This window comes from Paenibacillus sp. FSL L8-0708 (genome assembly GCF_038009325.1).
Classification (GTDB): domain Bacteria; phylum Bacillota; class Bacilli; order Paenibacillales; family Paenibacillaceae; genus Paenibacillus_AQ; species Paenibacillus_AQ odorifer.
Window position 1 is genome coordinate 6,096,966 of the sequence record NZ_JBBPBC010000001.1, and the last position, 24,669, is coordinate 6,121,634.

A 24,669-nucleotide genomic window follows, 5' to 3' on the forward strand; every position below is an offset into this window, starting at 1 on the left:
AAATGTTGTTGTAAAAAAGCCAAGTTCTATTTAATCTAGTAAAGGCGGATTTTCGCCGGACAACCTAATATCAGATAAGAAAGAGGAGTGAACTCCATTGCAACGCGAAATTCAAGTTAACGAAAAACTTCCATGGGGCCCAGGCTTTCTATTAAGTCTCCAGCATTTGTTTGCCATGTTTGGCAGTACAGTGCTAGTGCCTAACTTGTTCGGGGTCGACCCTGGAATGATTTTGCTTATGAATGGTATCGGTACATTGCTGTACATTTGGATCTGTCGTGGTAAAATCCCTGCGTACCTTGGTTCCAGCTTTGCCTTTATTGCACCGGTATTGTCAGTACTCAGTCGTTACCCAAATGATCACATGAAAGGATACTCGCTTGCTTTGGGTGCTTTTATCGTCACTGGTATTATATTCGTGCTCGTGGCATTGATCATTCGTTATGCAGGAACCAAATGGATTGATGTTGTTTTCCCTCCGGCAGTAATGGGAGCTATCGTAGCTACGATCGGACTTGAACTTGTACCTGTTGCCGCACGAATGGCAGGACTTATTGCTCCTGAAGGCGTTGCAGTTGCAGACTGGACTCCAGATGGCAAAACAATCGCACTTTCTATGGTGACACTTGGTGTAACTGTAATTGGAGCTGTACTCTTCCGCGGTTTTCCAAAAATCATTCACATCCTTATTGGTATCGTCACTGGTTATGGTTTAGCATATATTTTGAAAATGGTGGATACCGCTGCTATCTCTAATGCAAAATTTTTAGCGCATCCTTCCATTGTTACTCCTTCATTTGATTGGAATGTAATATTCACTATTATCCCGGTATCATTAGTTGTTATTGTTGAGCATATTGGACATTTACTTGTTACAAGCAATATTGTCGGCAGAGACTTGGCAAAAGATCCTGGACTTGACCGCTCTCTGATGGGGAACGGGATATCTACAATTATCTCCGGTTTTATCGGTTCTACTCCAAATACAACCTACGGTGAAAATATCGGGGTTATGGCGTTGACTAAAGTATATTCGGTATATGTAATCGGCGGCGCAGCGGTGATTGCTATTCTGCTTTCTTTCTCTGGTACTTTCTCCTCCGTCATCGCTAATATTCCAACCCCTGTAATGGGTGGTGTATCCCTGTTGCTGTTTGGTGTAATTGCGGCTTCCGGATTACGTATTTTCGTTGAGCAAAAAGTTGATTTTTCCAAGGCTACGAACATGATCATGGCTACGTTGGTACTCGTTGTCGGAATCAGTGGTACAACCCTTACTATGGGCAACGTTAAACTAAGTGGTATGGCGCTGGCTACAATTGTTGGTATCGTATTGGCATTGTTCTTCAAACTCATTGAAGTGCTTGGACTGTCTAATGATGGCGGAGAAAGTGATAAAACTGCCCATTAATCGATTGTAAAAATAGAATTTTAAAAAAGCTGCTCCAACATCCATTTATGGACTTGGGCAGCTTTTTTTATTAACTCAGATACAAAACAGCAACTCTCCGCCACAAGGCAGACAGCTGCTGTTATTATCTTACATTTTCCAATTAATGTTTAACTTCCACACTTTGCATCACGCGCTAATCTTTGCACTTTTCAGCATAATTCGAGCGCCGAATCCCCGTTTATTTCCCGGGAAAAGACAAACTTTACAAGATTAATCCTCGTAATTCACCAAGGAAAGAACTTCAACTCCAGAAAGCTTATTACGCCCAGCAAGCTCAACCAGCTCAATCAGAAAAGCAGCACCTACCACTTTACCGCCAAGCTGTTCTACAAGGTTAACCGAAGTAGCAATGGTTCCACCAGTAGCCAATAAATCATCAGCGATCAATACTTTTTGACCAGGCTTGATGGCATCTGTATGAACAGCAAGGGTGTCCTTGCCATACTCAAGATCATAACCTACCTCTATAGTCTCATATGGAAGCTTGCCGCTTTTACGAATCGGCACAAAACCTACTCCCATCGCATAAGCAAGAGGTGCTCCAACTACGAAGCCACGTGCTTCTGGTCCAGCGATAACGTCGATTTCCAAATGCGCTACGAGAGCTTTCAACGCGTCAATCGCTTGGCGGTAAGCCTCACCGTCTTTAAGCAATGTGGTGATATCTTTAAAACTAATACCTTCTTTAGGGAAATCAGGAATCACACGAATACTATCTTTAAAATCCAAATTTATCATCTCCTATAAGTTTTGTAAGCATAAGCTGCTTTGATTTCAGATCGACAAAACTTGCTTCGTAAGCATTCACTTTGTTTTGTTAGCATAAGCTGCTTTGATTTCAGATCGGCAAAACTTGCTTCGTAAGCATTCGCTTTGTTATATGAGCGTTGCATTTTTATACACCATTGGGTACGCTCAGCAGCTCATATTTGCATGGATTATGATACGCCTAAACGACGCGATAACATCCAGTCCTGTAACTCTGACAGGCTGCCCTCCATGAAGTATTGCTCCATCTCCGCCATCTGTCCCAGTCTAACAAAATGACTCGATGCTGTCAGACTTTTAGCTACTGGCTGAGTAATAAACGCCACACTTCCCTGACTTCTTTTAATAAAATCAAGCTCCTCAAACACATCAAGCATGTTGTTAAGCATGCGGATACTTAACGAGGACTGGCGGCTTAACCGCAGCAAAACTTCGTTCTCAGGCGTTGCAACTGAGGTGATCGAAGCCAACAGTTTATATAGTATTTTGAAATGATCCCGTGTCGGAGTAATAAGCCGTTCTCGGCCATCCTTGATAGAATGCAATAACGCAATATTATCAGTATTAGGAAAGGTTTGGAGCAGCGCATCCAGTTGTTCAGGAGTCTCCGGCATATCCAGTAAGCATAACAGAGAGACATGCCCTGATTCCTGAAGGGGCTCATCCTTAACAGCAGCGCTAATGCCAGCTTCATTATCATATACCCATAAAGACATTCCTATCAATTCACTTGCAGACGTACTCCGTCCGTTCTGAAACACTGCAGCAGCTCGATACGGACCCGCACCGCTATAAGGAAGAAGTAGTTCCCTAATATGTGCGGCTTGCCGTACGGCATCAGCAGCACCACGAAGATCGAATAACTGAGCATCCTGCACAGATAAATCCTGCAGCATCAGCTGTGATTTGCGTGAGCCATTCCATTCATTGATCGACAGCTCAGCTAACACGTTGATCGTAGTACCCGCCGGTAGCAGCCTGGATAAAGCGCCTTTACCAAACGCCAAGGCTTCAATGCTGTTTTTCCCCTGCTGCAATACAATCTTCAGGTGTTTTCCATCTTGACCCATTGTACGTGTCTCTTTCACGGTAGCCCCACGAATAATAAACTTCGGCAACGGATTAGACATTCCGAAAGGTGCAAGCCTTTCCAATTCTAACGCGGTCTGCAGTGATAAATCTGAGATTGACACCTCTGCATCAGCGGAAGCAACAGGAACGAAATGCTCTGGCGTTAACACCCCGGACGCATATTCATTTAATGCTGCAGCAAAGGCTTCTAATCCATCCCGATGCAGGCTCATTCCCGCAGCGGCTGGATGACCTCCAAAATGATCCATTAAATCAGAACAAGAAGAAAGTGCAGCGTAGATATCAAGTCCAGGTATGGAGCGAGCAGAACCTTTGCACATTCCGGTCTCTGGATGTACATCCAGAATGATCACAGGCCGATAATAACGCTCCAGCAGTTTGGAAGCCACTATACCTACCACACCCACATTCCAGCCATGATCAGCAAGAACAATGATGTCTGGGATTTCGCCACCCTGTGTCATCTGCTCCAGCTTGGCAGTGGCCTCAACAACAATTCTTTCTACCACCAATTGGCGTTCTTTGTTAAGCAGGTCAAGCTCTCCAGCTAGCTGCTCTGCCTCAGCCGCATGCTCGGTAGTGAGGAGGGACACAGCCCGTCCAGCATGGTCCAGGCGACCACTGGCATTGATGCGCGGCGCCATGCCAAAAGCGATATTGACCGCACTCACAGTGCTCATATTCACACCGCTGACAGCGAGTAAGGCACGAATCCCCGGGAAACTTGAATGCCGCATACTTTCCAAGCCATTTCTAACAATCTCACGGTTCTCGCCAAGCAGCGGCATTAAATCCGCAACCGTTCCTATCGCTGCAATCTCTGCCCATTCTGTGGGAGTCTCTTCCCCTAGAATAGCCTGAGCAAGCTTATAAGCCACACCTACACCCGCTAATCCTTTGAACGGATAAGGGCAATCTGGCAGCTTGGGATTAATAAGCGTATAGGCCTCTGGCAAAAGCTCAGGAGGTTCATGGTGATCCGTAACGATCACATCGATCCCCAGTTCATTAGCGTAAGCAACCTGATGATAAGCGCTAATGCCAGTATCTACTGTAATGATTAAGGAGACACCTTGCTGTAAAGCCCAATCCAGGGCATGATTATGCAGCCCATAGCCCTCATTAGAGCGGTGTGGGATATAAATATCAAAGGAAGCGCCTAAATAGCGCAGCAGATGAATCATAAGTGCTGTGCTGGACACCCCGTCGGCATCATAATCGCCATAAATAAGAATATGTTCTTCATCTTTTAAAGCCTTTCTAATTCTAGGAACCGCTTCAGCCATTCCTTTGAGTAGGAACGGATCATGCTGTTCTTCCTCACTGCCATCCATGAAGCTTAGCGCTTCATGAGGCGTGTTCATTCCTCTATTTACTAATAGTGAGGATAAGAGTGGAGAAATAGAAAGGCTCCGGGCCATATCCCTAACTGTGTCGGGATTGGCTGCCGGAGATTGCCATCTTGTTTTTGAATAAAGCAATAGAACTCACCTTTCTCTCACCTTGCAAACTACTGAAGCAACGTAGGAATATCATTATCCGGCAATTCATAATTGCTTTTGTACGGATAGCCGGGATCATAAGGAACAACGTCCATATGCACCTCACCGACATGAACAAACCGGTGCTGCAGCAGCTTCCTAGCGCATTCCGAAATATCCTGTGCTTCCATCACCGTAATCCGCGGATTTACACTGATTTTCACTTGAAGATTCACATAATTCCCTTGCTCAAGTGCCTTCAAATGTTCTACGCGAATGACGCCATGAACACGTTGCACTGTTTCAATAAAATTAGCGGCTTCCTCCGAAGGAAGCTCCTGCGCATTTTTAGTGTTAATAGAGCTAGCAATGAGTGAATAGCCTTTACGAAGAATTAAAACTCCGGTTAAGAGTGCAGCAATAGGATCCATATAAGATAGAGGATGCCAATAGGTACCACCCATGGATAACGAAATTCCGACTAATACTGTGATAGATGTATATAAGCTGAAACGATGACTATTAACATATGCAGCATGACTGCCATCACCTATTTTTTTAAAGTAGCGATATTGATATTGAAAAACAGCTTCTTTAAACACAATAGATACTAAGACGGTTACAAACGCCAGCTGTCCGTGTGTGGATGATTTTCCATCTGTTAAGTCGCGGATTGCAGAGAATGCGATCTGCAGTCCCCCCATAAGAATAAATACCGAAAAAAGTATAGCCAGCAGCGGCTCCTTAGTGCCCCGCCGTTCTTCGATCCGTTGCTTACTCTTTCTCCCTTGCTCAGAGCGCCACGGAAGAATATCCGCCAGTTTAGCTGCTGCATCTGCTCCGGAATACAAAGCATCCCCCATTAATGCCTTGCTCCCTGAAATATAGCCAAAACTCCCCTTAGCTACTGCCAAAGTAACATCGCTAATGATCCCTGTCCAAGCAACCGTCTCGCTTTGCGGTGATCGTTCTTTATTCATACGAGGCCCTCCTTACCAATAGCAAGTAATCTCATGATGATTCAATACACATGACATGACCCTAAAGATTTCGAAAGCCGCGTCGCATTTGACGCGGCTTTCTTAAACGTATAAGAAAAGTAGAACTTCGATGCTAATTTCTTCTAACCTTTATTCGGGCTGCTCTTCACTTTAACCTTTTCACGCTTTTTAAGCACTAACCAGAGTGGACTTGCAATAAAGATGGAAGAGTAAGCTCCGAAGAGCAAGCCGATTACCATCGCAAGCGAGAACATCTTAATCGACTCGCCTCCGAACAATAACAGGAAGAACGCCGCAATAAATACGGTAAATGCAGTATAGAGAGAACGCATGAGCGTTTGAGCCACACTTTTGTTCACAAGGTGTTTCAAGTCTTCATAAGTTTTCTGTTTACCAAAACGTAAATTCTCACGGATACGGTCAAAGATAACGATCGTATCATTGATGGAATAACCGATGATCGTAAGCACCGCTACAATGAACGTCAAATCCACTTCCAAACGGAAGATAGAGAAGAGCGCGACTACGATAAAGGCATCATGGAGCAAGGCCACAATCGATGCCACGGCGAAACGCCATTCAAAACGAATACTTACATAAATAATAATCCCCAGACAAGAAATCAGAACTGCATAAATAGCATTACGTGCCAATTCTTTTGCCATTTCAGTGTCCACGGTGTTAATTTCAAACGATGCTTTGTCATCCAGTTTAAGGATTTCAGCTTTTAGGGCTTCATCTTGAGCCTCATCAAGAACTTCGTCATAACGAATATTCACACGCTGATCACCAAACGAAATCGTCGGTTCATGATCGACATCGATTGCACTAGTTGCAGTCTTAACCTGATCCAAGTTCAAATTCTTGGATAGGGAGATGTCCACATTAGATCCAGCTTTGAAGTCAACGCTGTAATTCAGGCCAAATGTCGCCAGGAAAATCAATCCTGCTACTGTCAATGCGATAGAGAAAATATAGAAATATTTACTCAAATGTACGAAATCAAGCTCTTTCTTAAAGCGCACGGATTTCACTCTCCTTAACACCGAAGCTCTTCGGTTTGTTCAGCTTACCCGCTTTGACAAGCTGGCTAAGCAACCAGTGGGAGAAATAAAGATTCGTGGCGATACTCAGCACGATTTCTACAATCAGCACCAATGCAAAGCCTTTGACCGCACCTGTACCGAAGGCAAACATAACTGCTGCCACAATAATAGTAGTCACATTGGAGTCCATTACTGTCCGGAAAGAGGATTTATTCCCTGCTTTAACGGAGGACAGTATACTTTTTCCACTGCGCATTTCTTCCCTTATCCGTTCGTTGGTAATGATATTGGCATCGACCGCCATACCTATACCCAGAATAAATGCGGCTATACCAGGCAGCGTCAAGGTAAAGTCTGCAAAGACGAAGACTGCAATTAGTGCCCATGTATGCAAGAGCAAGGCAAAACTAGCCAAAAGACCTGGCAAACGATACATTCCGATCATGAAAATAAGGATAATCACAGAAGCCAGCAGACCTGCTCGAATCGTTTGATCAAGCGATTGCTTACCTAGGGTAGCACCCACACTTTGGGAATATTTCTCCGTCAGCTTCAGTGGCAATGCACCTAGGTTAATGGTGTCTGCAAGTTCACGTGCTTCCTTAATTGTATAGCTGCCCGAAATAGAAGCACTGCCATCGGTAAGTACTGCTTGTACCGTAGGGTCAGATAGTTTGTTCTCATCCAAGTAAATTGCGAGATTCTTTCCTAAGAGACGTTTAGTAATCTCTGCAAATTTGTCCTTGTCCTTAATCTTGATGCTGATGATTGGCTGATTCAGGTTATCCCGTCCAACTTCTGCAGCACCTTCAACAAAATCACTACCTACCAGTTCGATTTTGCTGTAAGTTCCCTCAGCGTCACCTTCAGCAGCACTACGGAAGGTCAGAACTGCAGGTTCTTTCATTTTTTTACGAACCTCGGCTTCATCCGTTACGCCCGCAATTTTCAAACGGATACGGTCCGTACCTTCAGTAGTTACCTCTGGTTCACTTGTTCCGAGCGCATTCGCCCGTTTTTCTAAGCTTTCCGCTGTCTTCAGCAGAGAAGCTCGGGACAATGCTGCTCCCGCTTCCATAGGCTCAGCATGATACAAAATCTCAAATCCGCCTTTCAGGTCAAGACCCAGTCTAACCTTGTCCAGCAGTCCAGGAGTAGTAAATGCCATAACGCCTGTCAAAACGAGCACGGTAATAAAAAAGCCCATTAGTCTCTTCATGCTCTAGCTAGTTCCCCTTTCATTAACTCAATATTCCTATTATAGCTACACGCGAAATGACCGTCAATTCACAGCATTGATAGAGCTATACTCACACAAAGAAACGGCCGCCCCTGCCTAAATCAGCAAGACATCCGTTTTAATAGGAGATGTGGAGTTATTATTCTCTTACTTTACTGCTTTATCAGGCAGTTCGCAAAAAGAAATATGTGGTTTATTGTTCAGTTCAACCCCCGATAGGCCGCAATAGTCAAATAATTCATGTAACTATTGGCTTTCAAGGAATAAATGTCGTTTACCAGCTTATGTAGGGGAGGCAAGCCTTCCTTATCATAATTACGGCTGATGCAATCCCAAATATCCTTGCTGGTTACATACTCATAGCCGAGGAGCCGGAATTCTTCAGCTTTGCTGCGGCACATGGCTTCGATTTCTTCACTATGTTGATCATGATTCCACTGTTCCGATTCCACGTGTTGACACCTCCAAAGATCGCTCATGTTCGTATGCTCACCATAGATATTCGACTCTTGTTCTTCGCTTTCCTTCTTCCGTCACAAAAAGTTAATGCCACTAAAACAAGGCATGCCGAGATAGGGGTACAGCATATCCATAAGAATAGACAAGTTCGCCAGCGTTTTATTTCATTTTGGGAAGAAGGCGTGACCTTTGAAGAAACAGAGCTTTATACAAGGAACTTTAATCTTGCTAGCCGCCGGCATCATTAATCGGATGCTTGGATTTATTCCCCGGATTGCTTTACCCCGTATTATCGGAGCAGAAGGTGTGGGTCTGTATCAGCTCGCGTATCCTTTTTTTCTTGTGCTGGTTACTGTCATTACAGGCGGGATTCCACTGGCGATAGCCAAGATGGTGGCGGAAGCAGAAGGAGAGAATCGGCCTGAAAAATCACGGCTGATTTTACGTACTGGACTTGCTCTTAGTATTGGACTTGCAATCTTCTTTACATTGGTTGCTTTGGTAAGTGCCTCATGGGTCTCCAATGTTATCTTAACAGACCATCGGGTTTATTATACGTTTATTGCCATGATCCCAATGATTGGGATTGTCGCCGTATCTGCAATTTACCGCGGTTATTTCCAAGGCAAGCAGAACATGATACCATCGGCGCTCTCCTCCATCTTCGAATCTTTAGTTCGAATATTCTTTATGCTCTGGTTCTCCTGGTTGTTGCTTCCTAAGGGTATTGCTATGGCGGCGGCTGGAGCGATGTTAGGTGTGACGGTAGGAGAAATTGGCGGAATGTTAGCGATTCTGTGGCAATATTATGTCATTACTAAAAAAGATAAAAAGCAGACAAATCCGACTCCAGAGCAACCCGCTCTCGAGCCGGAGGTTATCCCATCTGATACACAAGGTGTGAAAGCCAACTCCCCCATATTACGGCGGTTACTAGGCATATCCATTCCCGTTACGGCAAGTCGGCTTGTAGGCTCTTTTTCTTATCTGCTGGAATCTATTATTACTGTGCGCAGTCTCGCCTTGGCAGGTATAGCCGCTGCTGCCGCTACAGCTCAGTACGGGTCTTTACAAGGGATGGTTGTTCCTTTATTGCTGCTGCCCGGGGCATTAACCTCTTCACTTGCTGTGTCTCTGGTTCCTTCCATATCAGAAGCTGCGGCAAGAAAGGACTTGCCCACCATTCACAAGCGTATGCATCAAGCGTTGCGGCTTGCGCTGGTAACAGGGGCTCCTTTTGCTGTTCTTATGTATATCCTGGCGGTTCCGCTATGCAATTTGTTATATGGTAACGCGGATACAGCTCCTATGCTGAAGCTCATGGCTCCATTCGCCTTGTTCATTTATGTTCAAGCTCCTTTACAAGCTGCGCTGCAAGCTATGGATCGACCGGGCAGGGCACTCATCAATACCTTAATTGGAGCAGTAGTCAAAATCATTCTGATCGTAATACTGGCATCGCAACCTGAATATGGAATTTACGGCGCCATCATAGCCATTATTGTGAACAGCATTCTGGTTACGCTGCTTCACGGATACAGTGTGGTCAGTCTTATTTCATTATCTTTAAGAGTAACCGAAACCATAAAAACCTTATGTGCAATGGTCATTATGGGAGCGGGCGTGCATTATGTATACACTTCCATTCCCATTGCAGATGTACAATGGATTCAATTTATATTTGCCTCTGCGATAGGAATGGTCCTGTATTTCGGAATCAGTCTGTTAGCTGGCCTCATCTCAATTCGTGATTTGGACCGTCTGCCGTTTATCAAACGCAGGCTTTAAAAGGCTATCTGTTGTCCAAACGGTCGACATAAATTCTGCCCTTATGATCTATGGAGCATAGAAAAACATTTTTGAAATCAGATACTCCCTTTTGGCGAATTTGAGTTCTTAGCCAAAATCTGGTTTTTCCAATCATCTCTAAATTCTGATCCTGCACCTTTCCATCCATAATCAGAGGGATTGGAAGTCCTTCATATCTGATCTTATTCTTCGGCAGCTCTATCTTACGGTTCTTGTTCCCTTTATTATCGTCACTCTTTTTATGCTCAGCAGCTGCACTGCTATTGCCTGATGGATTAGAGGATGCACTCCCCTTCTCTTTCTCGAATACGGTTAGCTGCCCACTAGGCTCCAGGATCGCAAATTCCACGTCAGCAGGACTGGCGATATTCTGTCCACGCAATTGCTGCAGCAGATCATCAATATTATATCTCTGCCTACGCATTTCGCCCCGGTGCAGCTTGCCGCCAGAAATGAGTATGCTCGGTTTGCCGTCCATTAAAAGTCTGAGCTTTCTGCTCTTAAGACTGAGCTGAGCCACAACCACCTGTATCAACACCAATGTTGCCATCGGAACGACTCCCTCATAGATCGGCCGATTAATATCCTCAAGCACAAAAACAGCAATCTCGGCAATCATGATGGAGATCGTTAAATCAAATACAGACAGCTTACCTATTTCCCTCTTCCCCATGATGCGCATACACAGGAATATGAAGAAATACATCAGCACGGTCAAGAAAATATGGGTAGAGATATGCTGGAACATATAGCTTCGCTCCCCTCCATTCTCACCCGCAGACTTGTTTCCCCGGGTGGATTAATGTAACCCTATTCTGACCGCTCTGTGCAGGGAACATTCGGAAGCCGGCATATTAATTAATGGTAAAAAGGCTGCAATGCCCTTTCTTGTACTATTGGGGCAAGCCATCCCATACAATGAATAATAACTATGTTGATTCTTTTTCCTCAAAAAAACTTTAGGAGGTTGTACCATGTATTTAATCCGGCGCATGTTCTCGTGGAGAATAGCCAATCCTGTGTTATCTGGCCTATGTCGATCATTCCTTTGGATGCTGATGGGTGCGTTTGTCCTCTCACTTTTGTTATGGGGCAGCAGTCTGAAGGAGCAGGATCTCTCAATGTACACGTACATTGTACACGGCATAGCTGCAGCATTCGGAGGACTAACCGCCGGTCGCAGAGCCACGAGCAAAGGCTGGTATCAAGGAAGTCTTACAGGCGCATTTTATGGGATTATCGTTCTGTTGATCGGTTTTTTGGCACTGGACAGCGCACCCTCTGGTGTGGATCTGCTATGGGTTCTGGCAGCTGCAGCAATTGGCGCTCTCGGCGGAATGTTTGGCGTTAATTTACAAAAAAGCTAAAATTATAATTCCATTAAATTCGAAACATTCCTTGAAAATATGTTAAACTGTGATCACTGACTTCATTAAGAGATCAAGGAGGCTTCGATTGCTTTGTTTTACCAATCAATGAACCATATTGTTTTGTACACAGTTGCATTAGTAGTGATATTAGTATGGATTGGCGCTAAACGTAATCCACTCATGGCATTGGTTGAAATTGGGAAAGAGATGCTGCGATCCTATAAGTTTTTGTTGCTGATTGCAGGAATGTTTGGCGTATTAGCCATAAATAAATATGAACTGCAAATTGAACAAAAAATGCATCTTACCTCTGATTATACGCCGTTTATATTTGGCCTAGAGGGTCATTTTGTCCAAGCCGTTCAGGATATATTCTACAGTCCATGGTTAACACCGATCATCGTCTTTTTCTACATTTTCATGCTTCAGTCCGTTCTAGCAGCTTCATTAGGAGTCTATCTGTTAGATAAAAACCGGGTGATGTTATATGCCACCTGCTATGCTATTATTATCAACTATGCCTTGGCGATTCCATTCTATCTTTACTTCCCGGTAAACGAGGTTTGGTCCTATCTGCCAGCAGGCGTCAAATTTACTATGCTGGATGTATTTCCGAAATTCGAACAGGAATATAGACCGCTATCCGGTCTCAATAACTGCTTCCCGAGTCTACATACGTCCATATCTGTTACAATGGCACTTCTGGCCTTCCGTTCAGGGAACCGCCGCTGGATGGTCATCACTAGTATTTCCGCAGTTGTAATCGTCTTTGGAATCTTCTATCTGGGCATTCATTGGCTTACAGATATGATTGGTGGAACCTTGCTAGCCGTACTAGCCTCTACAGTTGGCGTTCAACTCGCCAAATTAACTTTGCGGGGACGTGAAGAATCGCTTACCGTTCCGAGCCGCGTAACAAATGTACGTTAAAGTTAAACTGCTAAATCTTAATAACCTTAAAGATCAAAAAAGCGGTGTCCTCTCCAATGAGAAGACACCGCTTTTTATGTACTTAAATAACAAGTCTATACTTTCTCTTCGACATCCGTCGCCACAGCGTGGCTGATGGAACCGCGATCAAAAGTCAGCTTAGTTACATCGTTGACCCGCAGAACCACGATATCATCGGAAATTTCCATGATCGTACCGTGAAGCCCTCCAATAGTAACGATTTTATCGCCCTTTTTCAGAGCTTTCAACATTGCGTTACGAGTTTTGGTCTTCTTTTGTTGCGGACGAATCAGCAAGAAGTAGAATACTACAAACATAAGGACAAAGGGACCTACTAGACCTAGTATACTACCTCCACCACCTGTGTTAGCTGCATATTGAAACGATTGAATCATATTTCTCCCCCCTTTCAAAGTACATTAAAGCATGACTCTTAAATCAAACCCTAAAAGCCTTTAAGATTATCATATAATCCGTATTTGGCGAAAAACTCATCGCGAAAATCAAGCAGCCGATCTTCCTTGATGGCTTCACGCACTTTACGCATTAAATCCAACAAGAAGTGCAAATTGTGGTATGTCGTCAATCGAAGTCCGAAGGTTTCATCGGCTTTGATTAGATGACGCAAATAAGCGCGGGAATAATTCCGGCATGTATAGCAATTGCACTCCGGATCAAGCGGTCCGAAATCACGGGCATACTTAGCGTTGCGTACAACGAGTCTTCCCTGACTGGTCATCGTTGTTCCATTACGGGCAATACGAGTAGGCAAGACACAGTCGAACATGTCTACTCCTCGGATTGATCCTTCCAGCAGCGCATCCGGTGAACCCACGCCCATCAAATAGCGAGGTTTGCCTTGCGGCAGCAGGGGAACTGTATAATCCAGCACTTCATACATTAGCTGCTTGGACTCTCCGACGCTGAGCCCTCCAATAGCATACCCCGGGAAATCCATGGAAGTCAAATCAGCCGCGCTCTGACGGCGCAGATCTTCATACATGCCCCCTTGCACGATAGCAAAAAGACCCTGATCGTTAGGACGAGCATGACTTTTCAGGCAGCGTTCTGCCCAGCGCGTGGTGCGCTCCAGTGATTTTTTCACATAATCATATTCAGCCGGGAATGGAGGACATTCATCAAATGCCATCATTATATCTGAACCCAGAGAGTTCTGAACCTCCATCGCTACTTCCGGAGACAGGAATTTCTTATCCCCATTTAAATGGGAACGGAAATGAACTCCTTCTTCCGTAATCTTGCGCATGTCGCTTAACGAGAATACTTGAAACCCGCCGCTGTCTGTCAGAATCGGGCGATCCCAGTTCATGAACTTGTGCAGTCCACCAGCTTCACGAACAATATCATGGCCTGGTCTTAGAAACAGATGGTAAGTATTGCTCAAAATAATATGAGCATCCATCTCTTTCAGCTCTTCAGGACTCATGGTCTTGACTGTAGCTTGTGTGCCGACTGGCATAAATGCTGGTGTCTCAATCACACCATGTGGAGTGTGGACTCTTCCAAGTCTAGCTCCGGATTGTTTGCACGTTTTGATGTGCTCATAAGTAATTGCTGCCATAAGTTAACCCATCCTCTTACCTTAATAAATAAACATTGCATCTCCAAAGCTAAAGAATCGGTACTTCTGCTCTATCGCTTCTTCATAAGCAGCTAGAATATGTTCCCGACCTGCCAAAGCGCTAACCAACATAACCAAAGTAGACTTTGGCAGGTGGAAATTGGTAATTAGCGCATTTACTACACTGAACTTATACCCTGGGTAGATAAAAATATCCGTCCAGCCGCTGCATTCCACAAGCGGACCACCATCGCATTGTCTTCCGACCGTTTCAAGTGTCCGACAAGACGTTGTGCCAACTGCAATAATACGGCCGCCTCGTGCCTTAGTAGCATTTATGGTATCTGCCGTTTCTTGAGACATTACGAAGTACTCAGAATGCATAACATGCTCTTCTACCTTCTCTACAGACATCGGACGAAAAGTACCGAGACCTACATGAAGGGTGATATAAGCGATATTTACACCCTTAGCCTCAATCTGTTTCAGCAATTCTTGGGTAAAATGAAGCCCTGCGGTAGGCGCAGCGGCCGATCCCTCATGCCGAGCATACACAGTCTGATATCGTTCACGATCATCCAGTGTTTCCTTAATATAAGGTGGCAACGGCATCGTTCCCAGCCTGTCCAGAATCTCCTGAAAAATACCCTGATATATGAAACGAAGCGTACGGCCGCCCATATCAGCTTCGTCCTCGATAACGGCACGAAGCTCATCACTAAAGATAATCACCGCGCCTGTCTTGAGCTTTTTCCCTGGCTTTACAAGTGCTTCCCACCGATCATCCCCAAGATTCTTTAGGAGAAGCACTTCCGCCTTAGCACCAGTATCTTCTTTCACTCCAAACAATCTCGCTGGAATGACTCTCGTATCATTTAGAACAAGCGTGTCTCCGGGATTAAAATAATCAATAATATCGGTAAAATGCCGGTGAGCCAGCTCTCCATCCTCCTTATTCACTAGAAGCAGTCTAGAAGCACTGCGATCAGCGAGAGGTGTCTGGGCAATCAATTCTTCCGGCAAATGAAAATCATAAGCATCTACATTCATGGTCTGTCTTCATTCCTTAACTATAGTAACGTTCTTATAATAGTGTTGCAATATTTGCTTGTAATCATACCCGCTGTCCGCCATGCCTTTCACGCCCCACTGCGACATGCCTAGACCATGGCCGTTGCCTTGTCCAATGAACAGAAAGCCCGAGCTGTTAGTGATCACTCTGGCCGCAGAATCTCCGCCCATCACTACAGTTCCACTGCCATTCACATTAACCTTCTCCGATGCGGAAAGCACGCCAGCACTCTGTGAGCTGCTAATTGTGGCGGTAGCGCCGTCAGCGCCTAATACAGTATAACTTCCGGGTGCCACAATATCAAACAATGTACTAGGTAATCCATTAAACGCGGAGCGGAACATATCAGGATATTTCACATTCAGAGCCTGACCATTAGCTTTCACCTGAATCGCTCTTCCAGAAGGACCGCGCTGGGTGACCTGCAGGTTAGAGATGCTGGAAGGGAGCGTGCTTGTTGTTTTACCCTGCAGGCTTTTTAGAAGTTCAGCAGAGGTATACGGCCCCTTGATCCAGCTATAGCTGCCAGACTCATATACTTTATCCAGAGCCACAGCGTTCTCACCCGGATTCAGCTTTCCGACTGCACTAACACTGCTCTCAATAACTGGCAGAGGACGTATATTCACATCTTTGGTTGTAGCGGTAACTATATCGAGTCCGGCAGCGGTTTTGCTGCCCGTCAATTTAATATTATCTTCACGTGCATAACCAGAGGTACCATTCGCAAGCAGAACATAATACCACTTCTTAGCAGCAGCAGCCGAAACATCTTCAACGCTTGGAACACTAGCAAATACATCGCCACCATTCGCCCAAACCTCTGAAGGGTCAGCTGTCATACCTCCACTATTGGAAGAAAATACAGCCTCAACAACTTTACCACCACTCATCAGCACTTCACCAGCAGTAGTATCTACAGCTTTGATAATGGAGGGAGCTTCAGACCCGATTCCGTTATATACCTGACTAAGAGTGGTATCTACTACATTCGCTACATCAAAACGGTTGCCTTGGGACAGCGCATAGCTGCGGGCGGCGACAGCCTGAGCTTTTAGCGCTTCTTCTGGCCAGCTGGAGGAAACCTCTCCTCCAACTACGGCATACAAATATTGCTCCAGCGGCACTACATTAATTACAGCCAGCGATCCGCTCAAATTGCTCAGTTCCAAATTTCCGCGATATGTACGCTTGGATCTTTCCACTAACTGAATCCCAGCCTCGCTGCCTGCAGCAAGAAATTTAGCATTGCTTCCAGAAACCAGATAATGATCGGCTTGAGTTTCACTGCTAAAATCCAGTCCGGCATCCTTACGCAGTATTAATCCGGGCGAGGTCGCCACCGAAACCGTAAATTGTGGTGCCGCCGTAGACACAGCGGCCTGAACAGCTGTTAAATCACTATCGTTGGCAGCTTCGCCTACCCATACCTCTACTTGTGCACTGCCATCGTTTCCTGCCAGAAACACCTTCCAAGCATCCAAACCAGCTGCAGTGAGGGTATTTAACGCCACATCTGCTTCCTGCTCCGAAGAATAGCGGCCAGCTGATAAATGTTTATTTCCTTTCACCGCTGGGGTTTGGTCAGCAGGAATGCTCAACCCTGCTTTGACTACACGGGTAAGCCCATCCTTGGCAGCTGCTTCACTAGCATAGACGCCCGTGTATAACTGATACATAGTCGCCCCATTTCTGGAGATCGCAAAAATCTGTGGTTTATCGGAGGTGGCTTGGAGCTTTTTAGCTGCATCCGCTGCTGTCTGCCAGCTTGAAGCCTCCATCACCTTAACTCTATATCCGTCCAGACTTACACGAATTTGCTTCTGTGCTGGGACAGATACCAAAGGAGCACTTCCTGCTTGACCCGACAACAAAGTAAAGCTTTGCGTTGATAGCAGTGTTACTGCTGGCACAGTGGATTTATATTTACTTCCAATATCAGCATAAAGAGCAACTCGTATCGTGCTATTAGAATCGGCATGACTGGCACCCGCAGGGATCAGGAAACTTCCTACAGCAAGCGCAGCCGCAAGCAATCCTTTGCTTAGCGGGGCGACCCCTCTCCATTTCCTCTTCGTATGCTTCATCCAGCATCCTCCTTTATAATTGTAGTGACGAACTAGTGCTGCTCCGGAGGGAGCGGAAGCCCTAAATGATGATAAGCGGCCGGGGTTACAATTCTTCCACGCGGACTCCGCTGCAAGAAACCTATCTGCAGCAGGTACGGCTCATATACGTCCTCAATCGTCTGACTTTCCTCACCAATCGTAGCTGCAATCGTATCCAGTCCTACAGGACCGCCGCGAAAGCTTGAAATCATAGCACTTAACATCTTGTGGTCAATACTGTCCAGCCCACGAGGGTCTACCTGGAGCATCTTCAATGCTTCCCCAGAAATTTCAGGAGTTATAATTCCATCTCCGCGCACTTGAGCAAAATCACGGACCCGCTTCAATAAGCGGTTCGCTATCCGCGGCGTTCCCCGCGAACGAAGCGCAATCTCTTCTGCTGCATCGCCAACAATCTCAATGCCTAATAGATCCGCATTTCGAGATACAATGTAACTCAGCTCATCTATGTTATAGAATTCCAGGCGACTGACCACTCCGAAACGATCACGCAGTGGCGCAGATAATAGTCCTGCCCGGGTTGTGGCACCTATCAGTGTGAACGGCGGCAAATCCAATCGTACCGAACGGGCACTTGGCCCTTTGCCGATCATGATATCCAGCGCGAAATCCTCCATCGCAGGATACATAACCTCCTCAACCGTGCGGTGCAAACGGTGAATCTCATCGATGAAAAGCACGTCGCCTTCCTGCAGATTCGTCAGCAGAGCGGCAAGATCGCCTGGACGCTCTATCGCAGGGCCGGAAGTTGTTCGCAGGTTCACACCCAGCTCATTGGCGATAATATTAGCGAGCGTTGTTTTGCCCAGACCCGGAGGTCCGTACAGCAGCACATGATCCAGCGCTTCGCTTCTCATTTTGGCCGCTTCTATATATACCTTCAGGTTTTCTTTCACCTGAGTCTGGCCGATATATTCTCCCAGATAACGAGGGCGCAAGCTTAGTTCTACCGCCTGCTCATCCATCATCAAATTCGCGGATATAATCCGGTCATCCATTTCCTATCGCTCCCTTTCTTTAGGATGTGTACGGCTTTACTTAGCTATATATAGCAGCCCTAGTGCTTTCTTCATCAGCACATCTACAGTTCCTGTCTCTGCTCCCTCTTTCTTCAACGCGAGCCACACGCGGTCCAATTCGCTTTCGGTATAACCCAGCCCCTTAAGCGCATCCCGCGCCTCTTGCCAGGCCAATCCATCCGTTGCTTCCTCCGTTGGCACTGCAAACAATCCCGTTTGCATTGAAGCCATACTGAGTCCGTCCAGCTTGTCCTTCAAATCAAGGATCATACGCTGTGCCGTCTTTTTGCCAATGCCCGGTAATTTCGTTAAGAACGTTATATTCTCTTGATAAATCGCTGAAATCAACTGATCCGGTGTTCCACCTGTCAGGATTCCAAGCGCAACCCTAGGACCGATGCCAGATACCTCTATCAGCTTGCGGAACAATTTTTGTTCCTCACGAGTCGGGAACCCAAATAATAGCGTAGCGTCCTCACGTGTTTGGTAATGAATATAGATCGTTACAGGTCCTTCTACTTTAGCAAAAGCATAAGGATTCGGGCAGAATACCCGGTATCCTACTCCCTGCACATCCAGCACCACATATTCCGACTCCAAATGAACGACGGGTCCTCTTAAGAAATCTATCATTTTCGTAATACCTCATTTAATTTAGAATTAAGACTGCTCGAATGGGCATGGCATACCGCTACCGCCAGCGCATCCGCCACATCATCGGGTTTCGGAATCGCCGATAGCTTCAGCAGCAGCTTCACCATTTCCTGGACCTGCCGTTTCTCAGCCTTACCATAACCCACAACAGCCTGCTTTACCATCATAGGTGTATATTCCGAGACGGGGAGACCCCGCTGTACTGCAGCTAATATAGTCACACCGCGGGCCTGCGCCACTGGCAATGCTGTAGTAACGTTGCGAGCGAAAAACAGCTTTTCTATCGCCACAGCATCGGGTTTATATTTATCAATGAGCTGACCCATGCCTTCATAGACATGCAGCAGTCGTTCTTCTTCAGGCGTATGAGCCTCAGTCTGAATACAACCATATTGGACGGGGGTCAGTTTATGTCCTTCCTTATCCACAAAGCCAAAGCCAACGATCGCCAGCCCCGGATCAATTCCCAAAATACGCAAACACGATCTCTCCTCTATAACAGGCAGATTATTCCACCGTTTTCATCCATTCCTCCGCCATGAAGCGAACATATGTATTCCTTCTAACCATTATAGCAAAAATCCCCCTTGCGGGAGAAAAAAAGTTTACTGTTTGCAGCGAAATGGCAACTTTAGGCCTACAGTTAAGACTCTTCCCCGTTTCATTTCACACAAAAAAGCTGCCCTCAGCCATTAATAATGACTTTAGGACAGCTTTACCAAAGCTATTGCTTGTTCTGCATGACATGCTCAGCAGCTTCGCGGGCATAATCACTGAAGGTAGACAGCACACTGTTGTACTCTTCAATATCCTGAACACGAATCCCCTCATGAAGCTCTTTCCAAATATTTTCCGGCAATGAGGATTTCAGGGAACCCATATCCATTTGAAAAAAAGTCTTCAGTACCTTCTCCTGAACTGGCGGACCTTTAAACAAGGTCAAATTCCCAAACGCATCTACACCAATGTAAGCTTCATTTTTTATCATTGTCGATAAATCATTCACTTTTTGTTCCAGCCACAAATCCCCTTCTGAACTAATCCAACCGCTCCATTCAGGGTGTTCATTGATTATAGTCTTCAGCTGAAGCGGGTTCTTTACGCCCGGCAACGTCTGAATCTCTTCTCCGGACACATAGGTTGTTTTTAAATGAACGGTTCTGCTGAGCCCACTTTGGGTGATGGTTTGCAGCAGTTGTTCATTATTTAAAGTGCCCTTCTCTTTTGCCTCATCACTGTCCTCGCCTACTTTAAAGACAGCTGCGGCCAGCTCACTATCGGCACTATCCGCCCAGCTAGAATTCGTCAGCAGTCCACTGATTTCCTCAGGTACCTGCATACTGCGCCAAGCCAGTACAGTAAAAGCTATACAAGCAGCTCCTACCCAAAGCGCCTTTTTCCAACGTCTCCATCGCCGCCAAAGTTGTTTTTTTAAGCGAAACGCGTTCACGTTAATCCCTTCATTCTGGTTTTTCCCTATTGTGACCTAAGAAGGGAGCATTTATGCGCTTTTCTGTGAATAATCGACATTTCTCCAAAAATACAAGGTTGACCTTGCAGTATAGTTCAAGATTTATGGTATAAGTCTGGAAGGGGGATTCTGGGGAGAGGTTTCACATACCGGCCTTAGGTGATACCTATTTCATGACAATCGACCATTTCTTGCACCAAAGCTTTTGCTTCGCCAATAACTATTAGTTCTTAGTGCGCTATGCCATTGGATTGGGCGATGGCGTTTGGGATGGTGGCGATGTAGGCGTTCTGCGTTTGCGTGCTGGGGAATGCGTTCTGGTGCTGGGAGTATGTGTTCTGCGTTTGCGCGTTGTGCGGAGTGGATCTAAAACTAATTAGGGAAAAACTCCCTGAAAGTAGGAGAAATTTGCTCTAAATGAACGAAACCTTGGAATTCCTCCCTAATAAATAGGCTGTTTTCCTTATTTCCGGGGAATCAGACATAAAATTAGGGAGTTTTTCCTCAATTATATGCCTGACGACCAGAATCCTAAAGAATTTCAGGGAGAAATTCCCTAATCGCTCTATAAGAGTTTTACTTTTCGCTTCAATTGAAGCATAAGCTCATTCTTCACTTTTTGTTTCACCTAGGCCTCACTCGGTGTTCACTCGGTACTCACTCGGTACGCCACTTGAAGCATCATTTGTCATCAAATGCAGCTTCAGCTTCAAGTGTTAATTCCCTTTACCTTTGTTCAGCCCTTTCTTCGTATTAAAGTCACATTTAAGCGTTAGGAACCACCGGCAGCTTCACATGGCTCGGATACTCACGATTATGGTAAACAGTCTGCAGCACAGTAATCGCTTCTGAATCTTCATACGGATTACTGCCTGTATTTGTATTAGGGAAAGCAACGAATTTACTGGACGAAGTAATCGAGAACCGAATTCGGTGCCCCACAGCAAATCTATGAGCAATATTCGGCATGAAAATATCATATTTCTCCACCTGCCCGGGAATCAGCAGCTCAGGCGCTTCCAATCCATGACGGTATTTAGCTCTGACAATATAATTGGATAACCGGATAGAGTCCCCTTGTTCATTCACGTCACTAAGCGTAACAACCCAATCCGTATCTTTGCCAGTGCTGGCAGCATAGATAACCGCAGACAATTCTCCGGCCACAGTCAGCTCATCCGTCAGAATATCACTAGTGTAGACAAGAATATCATTGCGCAGCTCGTATTTTCGCAAATTCTCAGGCTCTCGTTCACCGCTATCATTCATAGGATCATGAGGATTATAGATATAAGTATCTTCAGGAGAATGTTCCTCAGGCGCTGCAAGCAGTTGCCCATCCCCTTGTCCTGAATTCGCTCGCCCGCCGCTGGAAAGGTAGAAGGAAGAAGTTGTGGCTTCAGCAGGTGTCCAATCCGCGGACGTTCTCCACTGATTTTCACCAACAACATAATAAGAGGCTCTAGGCTCCTGATCTATTCCATTTGGAATGCCTTTGAGGAAGCGGTCGAACCAGCGCAGCACAGAAACATCGTAATCATAGACTACGGCATCATTGCCGAAGCTCACGCCTTCGTAGTCTCTAGCTCTGTTCGGCCCGTGCTCCCAAGCGCCCAGACGGATTTTTCGATTTGGCACATCATGTTCTGTTAGCATTCTCCATGTTTCCGATACGCCGGCGCTGTCGCCGTCATACCAGCCTGAGATAACATACATAGGCACCTGCACCTGATCACCGCGCTCGGTAAAAGTACAGTTTTTCCAGAAATCATCATACTCCGGATGCTGGCTCCACAGATCCCATGGACCTGATGTTTTGCCAATCATTTGCTGAGGGATCTCTTTAATCGGTCTTGCATCAACGGCTGCTTCCGGATTCACCGTAATGCCTCCAAAGATATCAAAATCCGTCCGAGTACCCACAGATTGAGCAAGAGTCCAAGAGAGCAATGGCCAAGAACAAAGGGTTCCCCCTTTGCGAACGGTATCAACAAATGGAGAGCCCACGTTCACTTCATCCACAACGGCCTTCAGATTCGGGTGCCCACTGGTGGCCGCCGCCACAACAACAAAACCTAGATAGGATGCGCCCCACATGCCGACGTTGCCATCCGACCATTCCTGAGCAATAATCCAGTCAATCGTATCATAACCGTCATCCCGTTCATTATAAAAAGGAATCAGTTCGCCTTCCGAATCCGCCCGACCTCTAACATCCTGCGATACTACTGCATAACCTTTATTGGCCCATCTCATAAAAATCTCTTTTTTTCCGTTGCGGTCATAACATGTTCTTACGAGAATTGTCGGCAGCTTAGTTCCCGGCTTAATACCCTCTGGTAAAAAAACATCTGTCGCCAGCTTCACCCCATCGCGCATCGGAATCAGATCAGTGCCCAGATCGTTCACCCCATATTCTGCCTTGGATAGAAGAGGATCGTCGTAGACCACTAAAGGAGTCAGCTTCTCATAACCTGCTTTAACCATAAGCTCAATACCATACCGATTCGGCGTTAAAAAAGCGATAATCTCCCCGTCCAAAGTCACAATGTCCAGAGCCGTCTCTTTGCGCAGCGCCCATACTTGTGAGGTCAGTTCGCGGCCTTCAATCTGCGCCTGATACTGGATATGCTTTTGATAGATATCGCCATTACTCAGCACTACCTCGTCTTCTGCCCATTCTGCTTTAGCATAAGCATCCAAATGTTTGTGGATTTTTTGAAGCGGGAGTACGGTCTTGAACTGTCCATCCAGCACATTGTCCTGCATTTGCGTTCTTCTGCGCGGATCGACCTTAGCTAGCATGATCTGTTGCTCTGTAAAATGAATTTTGCCTGTATAAACACCAGAAAAGTAGACGTTAAATGTAGATGTGTGTAAGTAGGTTGTCATCTGTTTATCCCCTATCCGCAAATTTCTTCAAATACACGCAGCCAGTTGCCGCCCATAATCTTAGCAATATCTGCATCCGCATAACCGCGGGCAACCAAACCTCTAGTAAAGTTAATAAAATAACTATATTTCTCAAGTCCAGCAATGGTTTCTGTAGAAGGACCGTCTCCTTTGGCGAATCCAAGCTTGGGTGCGATATGTTCTTTAAAATAAACCAATGACCAGAGCACATCGCTCATCGGCCAATCCGTTCCAATTCCGACATGATCCACGCCTACAAGCCGGATTACATATTCGATATGATCCAGCACATGGTCAATAGTTGTATGTTTAGGATCTTCATGAACAAACCAAGGCATAGCAAAAATACCAATAACTCCGCCTGTCTTGGCTATCGCGATTATCTCCTCATCACTTTTACAGCGCATATGCGGATAGATCGCCTCTACACCCGTATGTGAAGCAATCACCGGAGTTGTGGAATAAGCGCAGGCATCTAATGTAGTCTGTTTCCCGCAATGCCCCGTATCTACAATGATCCCCAGCTTGTTCAAGCGTGCAATGAATCTTTTCCCAAAATTAGTGACCCCGGCGTTCGATTGTTCTGCGCAGCCCGCCCCAATCTGGTTCTGATTGTTGTAGGTCAATTGTAGAATTCTTAATCCGAAGTTATAAAGTACATCTAATTGATCGAGATTCGTGCCCAGACCATCCGTTTCTTGTGCTGTGATAATGCCCGCTTTATAACCATTACGCTTGGCAGCACGTATGTCTTCGGCAGTTAAGGCTTTGATTAACCAATCTGCAGAATCGAATTGCAGCTGTACCTCTGCCATGCTTGTAATGATGCTGTCTAAGGATTCCAAATGAAGTTCGCGGTTCCCTGCTGTAATTCCGGACTTGTACCACTCTTCTTTATACTCAGGGATCTCTCCGCACGCAGATAGCTTTGTGATGATTTTTGCAGGCATACTGCTGTATACCATTGGCTCATCTTTATAAGGCTCACATAATTCTTTGATTCTGTCAGAGATAGAGTCTGGAATCGCGCTTGGAGATAAGGGACCTTGAAACAGCAGATCGATAATAATGTTCTGCTCATGCAAGCGTTTAGCCCGCTCCTCCTCTTGCTCCGTCAACTTGAAATCATACAGACCTTCATAAGTGCTCATCGTGTAGT

At 45.7% G+C, this 24,669-nt stretch carries 21 protein-coding genes; 4 read left to right on the forward strand and 17 right to left on the reverse strand.

Annotated features, from left to right (window positions below):
* Positions 1-97 precede the first annotated feature (97 nt).
* Positions 98-1,411 (forward strand): uracil permease, encoded by a 1,314-nt coding sequence (uraA, locus tag NYE58_RS28750; RefSeq protein WP_038572987.1) that lies wholly within the window; start codon positions 98-100, stop codon positions 1,409-1,411.
* Between the two features lie 252 nt (positions 1,412-1,663).
* Here the strand turns inward: uraA and NYE58_RS28755 are convergent, their stop codons facing one another.
* The 6 genes from NYE58_RS28755 to NYE58_RS28780 all read right to left on the reverse strand — a co-directional run bounded on the left by NYE58_RS28755 (position 1,664) and on the right by NYE58_RS28780 (position 8,533).
* Positions 1,664-2,182: an adenine phosphoribosyltransferase gene (locus tag NYE58_RS28755; protein ID WP_036677647.1), complete on the reverse strand. Its 519-nt coding sequence runs from the start codon at positions 2,180-2,182 to the stop codon at positions 1,664-1,666.
* 209 nt (positions 2,183-2,391) lie between these two features.
* On the reverse strand, positions 2,392-4,794 hold the full coding sequence (gene recJ / locus NYE58_RS28760) for a single-stranded-DNA-specific exonuclease RecJ (protein ID WP_341003631.1): 2,403 nt from the start codon (positions 4,792-4,794) through the stop codon (positions 2,392-2,394).
* A gap of 29 nt (positions 4,795-4,823) precedes the next feature.
* The gene (locus NYE58_RS28765) at positions 4,824-5,774 is read right to left on the reverse strand and encodes a cation diffusion facilitator family transporter (RefSeq protein ID WP_036677651.1); all 951 of its coding nucleotides are present in this window, start codon (positions 5,772-5,774) and stop codon (positions 4,824-4,826) included.
* 143 nt (positions 5,775-5,917) lie between these two features.
* Entirely contained in the window at positions 5,918-6,820 is a 903-nt protein-coding gene (gene secF / locus NYE58_RS28770) for a protein translocase subunit SecF (RefSeq protein ID WP_052097271.1), read from the reverse strand.
* Positions 6,810-8,060: a protein translocase subunit SecD gene (gene secD, locus NYE58_RS28775; RefSeq protein ID WP_076277218.1), complete on the reverse strand. Its 1,251-nt coding sequence runs from the start codon at positions 8,058-8,060 to the stop codon at positions 6,810-6,812. The genes secF and secD overlap by 11 nt, the downstream gene beginning before the upstream one ends.
* 221 nt (positions 8,061-8,281) lie before the next feature.
* Positions 8,282-8,533, reverse strand: coding sequence for a post-transcriptional regulator (locus NYE58_RS28780; RefSeq protein WP_036677655.1), 252 nt, complete (start codon positions 8,531-8,533; stop codon positions 8,282-8,284).
* A gap of 196 nt (positions 8,534-8,729) precedes the next feature.
* On the opposite strand from NYE58_RS28780, the gene spoVB reads away from it, so the two are divergent.
* Positions 8,730-10,328 (forward strand): stage V sporulation protein B, encoded by a 1,599-nt coding sequence (spoVB, locus tag NYE58_RS28785; protein ID WP_076130398.1) that lies wholly within the window; start codon positions 8,730-8,732, stop codon positions 10,326-10,328.
* A gap of 4 nt (positions 10,329-10,332) precedes the next feature.
* Here the strand turns inward: spoVB and NYE58_RS28790 are convergent, their stop codons facing one another.
* Positions 10,333-11,097 carry a DUF421 domain-containing protein gene (locus tag NYE58_RS28790; RefSeq protein WP_076277217.1) on the reverse strand — a complete coding sequence of 255 codons (765 nt, stop codon included), beginning with the start codon at positions 11,095-11,097 and terminating at the stop codon, positions 10,333-10,335.
* Positions 11,098-11,323: 226 nt separating this feature from the next.
* On the opposite strand from NYE58_RS28790, the gene NYE58_RS28795 reads away from it, so the two are divergent.
* Both NYE58_RS28795 and NYE58_RS28800 read left to right on the forward strand, forming a co-directional pair.
* The gene (locus tag NYE58_RS28795; protein WP_036677660.1) at positions 11,324-11,716 is read left to right on the forward strand and encodes a TIGR04086 family membrane protein; all 393 of its coding nucleotides are present in this window, start codon (positions 11,324-11,326) and stop codon (positions 11,714-11,716) included.
* Between the two features lie 93 nt (positions 11,717-11,809).
* Positions 11,810-12,649, forward strand: coding sequence for a phosphatase PAP2 family protein (locus NYE58_RS28800; RefSeq protein WP_232061443.1), 840 nt, complete (start codon positions 11,810-11,812; stop codon positions 12,647-12,649).
* Positions 12,650-12,744: 95 nt separating this feature from the next.
* Here NYE58_RS28800 and yajC read toward each other — a convergent pair whose 3' ends face one another.
* The 10 genes from yajC to NYE58_RS28850 form a co-directional block, all read right to left on the reverse strand.
* Positions 12,745-13,065 (reverse strand): preprotein translocase subunit YajC, encoded by a 321-nt coding sequence (yajC, locus tag NYE58_RS28805; RefSeq protein WP_076206460.1) that lies wholly within the window; start codon positions 13,063-13,065, stop codon positions 12,745-12,747.
* A 50-nt stretch (positions 13,066-13,115) separates the two neighbouring features.
* On the reverse strand, positions 13,116-14,252 hold the full coding sequence (gene tgt / locus NYE58_RS28810; protein ID WP_036677666.1) for a tRNA guanosine(34) transglycosylase Tgt: 1,137 nt from the start codon (positions 14,250-14,252) through the stop codon (positions 13,116-13,118).
* 21 nt (positions 14,253-14,273) lie between these two features.
* Complete coding sequence (gene queA / locus NYE58_RS28815; RefSeq protein WP_076277215.1) at positions 14,274-15,302, reverse strand: tRNA preQ1(34) S-adenosylmethionine ribosyltransferase-isomerase QueA; 1,029 nt, start codon at positions 15,300-15,302, stop codon at positions 14,274-14,276.
* A gap of 9 nt (positions 15,303-15,311) precedes the next feature.
* Entirely contained in the window at positions 15,312-17,411 is a 2,100-nt protein-coding gene (locus NYE58_RS28820; RefSeq protein WP_341003636.1) for a SpoIID/LytB domain-containing protein, read from the reverse strand.
* A gap of 32 nt (positions 17,412-17,443) precedes the next feature.
* Positions 17,444-18,451, reverse strand: coding sequence for a Holliday junction branch migration DNA helicase RuvB (gene ruvB / locus NYE58_RS28825; RefSeq protein WP_036677672.1), 1,008 nt, complete (start codon positions 18,449-18,451; stop codon positions 17,444-17,446).
* 36 nt (positions 18,452-18,487) lie between these two features.
* A complete protein-coding gene (ruvA, locus tag NYE58_RS28830; RefSeq protein ID WP_036677675.1) occupies positions 18,488-19,105 on the reverse strand; it encodes a Holliday junction branch migration protein RuvA in 618 nt (205 codons plus the stop codon).
* Positions 19,102-19,605: a crossover junction endodeoxyribonuclease RuvC gene (gene ruvC / locus NYE58_RS28835; protein ID WP_036677679.1), complete on the reverse strand. Its 504-nt coding sequence runs from the start codon at positions 19,603-19,605 to the stop codon at positions 19,102-19,104. The genes ruvA and ruvC overlap by 4 nt, the downstream gene beginning before the upstream one ends.
* 245 nt (positions 19,606-19,850) lie before the next feature.
* Complete coding sequence (locus NYE58_RS28840) at positions 19,851-20,576, reverse strand: BofC C-terminal domain-containing protein (protein ID WP_076130403.1); 726 nt, start codon at positions 20,574-20,576, stop codon at positions 19,851-19,853.
* Between the two features lie 786 nt (positions 20,577-21,362).
* Entirely contained in the window at positions 21,363-23,489 is a 2,127-nt protein-coding gene (locus NYE58_RS28845) for a CocE/NonD family hydrolase (RefSeq protein ID WP_076281189.1), read from the reverse strand.
* A gap of 11 nt (positions 23,490-23,500) precedes the next feature.
* On the reverse strand, positions 23,501-24,661 hold the full coding sequence (locus NYE58_RS28850) for a dipeptidase (protein ID WP_076277213.1): 1,161 nt from the start codon (positions 24,659-24,661) through the stop codon (positions 23,501-23,503).
* Positions 24,662-24,669 lie beyond the last annotated feature (8 nt).